Below are 5,179 nucleotides of genomic sequence, written 5' to 3' on the forward strand. Positions count from 1 at the left end.
CCCGCCATCATAGCCGAGCGCCATCACGTTCCGTGGTACGCCGGAGGTTCACGCTGGTCCATGGTGCTGGGCAACATACCTGGAGGTTCTCGTGAGCAAGCAGAAGATTGGCGTGATCGGCATGGCCGTGATGGGTCGCAACCTGGCCTGGAATATCGAAAGCCGTGGACACGCCGTTTCCATCTTCAATCGAAGTAAGGAAAAGACCGACGAGGTGATGTCCGAGAGCAAGGACAAGCAGCTCGTGCCGACATACTCGCTGGAAGAATTCGTCGACTCGCTTGAGAAACCGCGCCGCATCCTGCTCATGGTGCAGGCCGGAAAGGGGACCGACGCGGTGATCGAACAGCTGCGCCCCTTGCTGGATAAGGGCGACATTCTCATCGACGGCGGTAACACCTACTACAAGGACACGGTGCGCCGTGGTGAGGAACTGGCAAAGGACGGCTTGCACTTCATCGGCACCGGCGTGTCCGGTGGCGAGGAAGGTGCGCTGAAGGGTCCGTCGATCATGCCCGGCGGCCCGCGCGACGCCTACGACCTGGTCGCCCCGATCCTCACCGAGATCGCCGCCAAGGCGCCGGACGGCGAGCCTTGCGTCACTTATATCGGCCCGGGCGGCGCCGGACATTACGTGAAAATGGTGCACAACGGCATCGAATACGGCGACATGCAGCTCATCGCCGAGAGCTACGCCGTGCTCAAACACGTGCTCGGCCTGGACAACCAGGAGCTGGCCGACGTCTACAGTGAATGGAACGAAGGCGAGCTGGACAGCTTCCTGATCGAGATCACGTCGAAGATCTTCACCAAGAAGGACGACAAGAGCGACAAGATGCTCATCGACGTGATCCTCGACCGCGCTGCGCAGAAGGGCACCGGTAAGTGGACCAGCCAGAGCGCGCTCGACCTGGGCGTTCCGCTCACGCTCATTACGGAGTCGGTGTTCGCCCGCGGCCTGTCGTCCCTGAAGGAGGAGCGCGTCGCGGCGAGCAAGGTGCTGGCGGGGCCGAAGGCGGAGAAGTTCTCGGGTGATCGCTCGGCTTTCAAGGAATCGGTGCGTCGCGCCCTCTATATGAGCAAGCTCATCTCCTATGCCCAGGGTTTTGCCCAGCTGCGCGCGGCCTCGGAGGAGAACGAATGGAAGCTGGATTACGGCGCCATCGCGAAGATCTTCCGCGCCGGCTGCATCATCCGTGCGCGCTTCCTGCAGAAGATCACCGATGCCTACAAGAACGGTGGCGACGTGAAAAACCTGCTTCTCGACGCCTACTTCCGCGATATCGTGCAGAACTATCAGGCGGCGTTGCGCGAAGTGGTCGCCGAAGCCGTGCGGGTCGGTGTGCCGGTGCCGGGCTTTAGCGCGGCCATTGCCTACTACGACAGCTATCGGTCCGAGACGTTGCCGGCCAACCTCATCCAGGCCCAGCGCGACTATTTCGGCGCCCATACCTTCGAGCGGGTGGACGAAAAGGGCAGCTTCCACGCGGAATGGGCGGCGGAGTAGCCCACTGCCGCCCCCTGTGTAGGAGCCGATTCATCGGCGATCCCGCGGCAGCGGGGCAGGTTGTCGCGACCGGGTTATCGCCGATGAATCGGCTCCTACAAGGAGCAGCAGCCGCCCTGTAGGCGGACCTGCGTCGCGGCTTGAGACGCAAGAACTAGCGCTGAGAGGGACCCTCCCTTTAGAGTTGGCGAAATCGAGAGAGCCGCCCCCTGTGAGGCGGCTCTCTCGCGACCAACGAGGGAGTACGTTGTTTGACGCAGAGACGTAAGCTGACCGGCGCCGTGGCGCTCGCGATAGCGCTGGCCGGATGCTCGACCCTGCCTCAGCCGCGCGACGACGGGGCACTGCAGCGCGAGGCCATGGCCGGCACCGAGAAACCCGCACCGCGGTCGGTGCCGATCGCCAGCACCAATCCGTCCACGCCGGGCGTGGCGCCGCCGGAAGTCACCACGGGCACGGGCGAATTCGTCAAGGCCGTGGGCCTGGCCAAACCGACGCCGGTCGCCGAAGGCGCGGGCACGGTGACCTTCAATTTCGAGAACCAGCCGGTCGAGTCGGTGGTGAAAGCCATCCTCGGCGACCTGCTGCATGAAAATTATTCGATCGTGCCGGGCGTGCAGGGCAACGTGTCCTTCTCGACCTCGCAGCCGGTCACGGCCGAGCAGGCCCTGCCGATCCTCGAGACCCTGCTGTCGTGGACAAGCAATGCGCTCGTGCACAGTAACGGCCGCTACGTGGTGATGCCCGCCAAGGACGCCGTCGCCGGCAACCTCGTGCCGAGCATCGGCGCCAATGCGCCCGCTGGCGGCCTGCAGGCGCGCCTGTTCCCGCTGCACTTCATTTCCGCCACGGAGATGCAGAAGCTGATCAAGCCGTTCGCACGTGCCGACGCGGTGCTGCTCGCCGATCCCACGCGCAACGTGATCGTGATGGCCGGCACGCCGAGCGAACTGGAGAACTACCAGCGCACCGTGGCCACCTTCGACGTGGACTGGCTGCGCGGTATGTCCGTGGGCGTGTTCAGCCTGCAGCGCGCGGAGGTCAAGGACCTCACGCCCATGCTCGACAAGCTGTTCGGTGATAAGGGCAACACGCCGATGGCCGGCCTGTTGCGCTTCATCCCCATCGAGCGGACCAATTCGCTGGTGGTGATCAGCCCGCAGCCGGCCTATCTGGACGAAGTGCGCAGCTGGATCGATCGCATCGACCACGGCGGCGGCAATGAAGCCCAGCTCTACGTCTACGACGTGCGCAACGTGCAGGCGTCGGATCTGGCCGATTACCTTTCCGACATCTACGGTGGCGGCTCCAGCGGTGGCCGCTCCGGCGATCGCGGCGGGAAGGTGGGCCCGGGCCTGAGCTCGGGCACCCTCGGTGGCGACAGTGATTCCAGTCGCGGGGGCTCCGGCTCGGGCTTTGGCAGCGGCTCGGGCACGTTCGGCAGCGGCTCGTCGTCGTCCTCGTCGTCCGGTGGCTACCTCAACACTACCAGCGGTAACGGCATCAACGGCTCCTCGTCCGGATTCGGAAGCAGCGGTTCGTCGAGCGGCGGCTCGCAGAGCGGCTTTGCCGGCAGTGGTTTCGGTGACGACGACAACTCGCATCGCTCACACAGCGGTGGCATCACGACCGACGAAGGCGTGCGCATCACCTCGGTGGATTCGAACAACCAGTTGATGGTGCGTTGTCGCCCGGCGCAGTGGGCGGAGATCGAGCAGGCGATCAAGCGCCTCGATGCCGTGCCGCTTCAGGTGCAGATTGAAACGCGCATCCTCGAAGTCGCGCTCACCGGCAACTTCCAGTTCGGTGTGCAGTGGTATCTGGAAGGACTGGTGGGCACGACCAACGGGCAGCCGACGCAGCCGGGTAACAAACAGCAGTGGGCGTTGGGAAGCGGTGGCGCCACGTACAACCCAAGCACGGACAGCTTCTTCTACTCGTTCGTCAACAACAACATCTCCGTTGCCCTGAAGGCGATGGAAACCAGCGGCAATACGAAGACCTTGTCCGCGCCCTCGCTCGTGGTGCTGAACAACCAGAAGGCGCACATCCAGGTCGGCGACCAGATTCCGATCACGCAGACCTTCGTCAACACCGGTGCGAACACGGACAACACGATCGGCCAGGTCGAGTACAAGGACACCGGCGTGATCCTCAACGTGCGTCCGCGCGTGAATCCGGGTGGCCTGGTGTATCTCAACATCAACCAGGTGGTGAGCGCTCCCGGCCAGAAGGACACCACCACCGGTAACTTCCCGATCCAGCAGCGCGAAGTGGCCACGCAGGTCGCGGTGCAGAGCGGGCAGACGGTGCTGCTCGGCGGTTTGATCAAGCAGGACGAGGGCACGACGGATACCGGTATTCCCGGGCTCAACCGTATTCCTGTGTTCGGTCGTCTGTTCGGTTCGACCACGCGCAGCCGCAACCGTACGGAGCTGATCGTGCTGATTACGCCGCGTGTCATCACCAATGGTGAAGATGCAAAGCAGATCACCGACGAGTACCAGCGCAAGTTCGAATCGCTGCAGCCGTATCGCGAGGGTGCCGCGAAGCCCCGCGCCGCGGAACCGACCGTGACGGTGCCCCTGCACCCATAAGCCGCCTGCGGCACGGCGGCCCTTTGTGGGAGCCGCTTCAGCGGCGAAGGGGTGCTCGCTGTAACCTGGCCCGCTGCCGYGGGATCGCCGATGAATCGGCTCCCACAACGGCTAGGGCTTTGTCGCCAGCGGGGTGGGGTAGGTCACCTTGGGGCGGTAGGGCTGGACCGAGATGCCGAGGTTCGGGCCCATGCGGTGGCTGAGGCCGTTCGCGTTGTACAGGCCGAGGGTGTTCGAGGGGCGCCTGGTGATGTCCGCGTCGCCGGGCATCGGTACCGGCGTCACATCGGTCGCGACCATGTGGTTGAGGCAGGCGTAGGAGAGCGTCGCGTTCCCCTCGTCATGATCGACGCATCCCGGGGTCGCCGACGCATGCACGCCGGGCAGGGTCACAACGCCCTTCGTTTCCYGCGCAAACGCGCCAGACGTTGCTGCGGCGGTGAATACGAACACGAGTTGCCGAATACGCATACATCATTCCCTGAGTCGTCACTGCGCTGGATAACACGCGCAGCAAGCCCTGCGGAAGTGGCGCGGCCGTTGTCATGGTGTTGTCACTAACTTTGTCACGAAAACAGCGCGGTTGTGTCATTTGCCGCGCCTAGCCTTCCCACGAGACAAGTCCCCGTCCCGTACGCTCATGCGCGAAGGAATGACCGTGACACGCTGCGTTTTCGCGCTGGTCGCGTGCACCATCCTGCTCGCATCGCCGCATCTCGCGGCGCAGGTGCGGACCCCGGCGGAGGCATCACAGGGGTCGGAAGAAACGCATGCGCCAACGCGCTTCGACATCGACGCACAGCCGCTTGCGACCGCTCTTCGCGGTTACAGCGAAGCGACGGGCATTGCTGTCCTCTTCGACGATTCCCTCGTCGTGGAACGTTCGTCGCCCGGTATCCACGGCGTGGCCGACCCGCGCGACGCGTTGCGTGTTTTGCTCGTGGGAACGGGCCTCAGCGCCCATTTCGCCTCGATGAACGCATTCACCGTCACGGCCGATCCAACGACAGCTGCCGAGGCGTCCCTGCCTCCTGAAACGGAGGTGCGCGACGCCACGCCTTCGCTCGACGAGCGT

4 protein-coding genes are annotated in these 5,179 nt (G+C 64.3%); 3 read left to right on the forward strand and 1 reads right to left on the reverse strand.

All coding sequences use genetic code 11. The features are described 5' to 3' along the window. Positions 1-91 precede the first annotated feature (91 nt). Together gndA and gspD are read left to right on the forward strand one after the other, a co-directional pair. Positions 92-1,507 carry an NADP-dependent phosphogluconate dehydrogenase gene (gene gndA, locus AC1DT2_RS15275; RefSeq protein WP_063572469.1) on the forward strand — a complete coding sequence of 472 codons (1,416 nt, stop codon included), beginning with the start codon at positions 92-94 and terminating at the stop codon, positions 1,505-1,507. Between the two features lie 251 nt (positions 1,508-1,758). Further along, positions 1,759-4,104, forward strand: a complete 2,346-nt coding sequence (gene gspD / locus AC1DT2_RS15280) for a type II secretion system secretin GspD (RefSeq protein ID WP_477297225.1) — start codon at positions 1,759-1,761, stop codon at positions 4,102-4,104. Positions 4,105-4,215: 111 nt separating this feature from the next. Here gspD and AC1DT2_RS15285 read toward each other — a convergent pair whose 3' ends face one another. Then, positions 4,216-4,575: a hypothetical protein gene (locus tag AC1DT2_RS15285; protein WP_477297226.1), complete on the reverse strand. Its 360-nt coding sequence runs from the start codon at positions 4,573-4,575 to the stop codon at positions 4,216-4,218. A 187-nt stretch (positions 4,576-4,762) separates the two neighbouring features. Here AC1DT2_RS15285 and AC1DT2_RS15290 point away from each other — a divergent pair. Then, positions 4,763-5,179 (forward strand): STN domain-containing protein (locus AC1DT2_RS15290; protein ID WP_477297227.1); only part of this gene is annotated, 417 nt, incomplete at its 3' end.

The sequence above is a fragment of the Luteibacter sp. P4_E6 genome, from assembly GCF_056401535.1.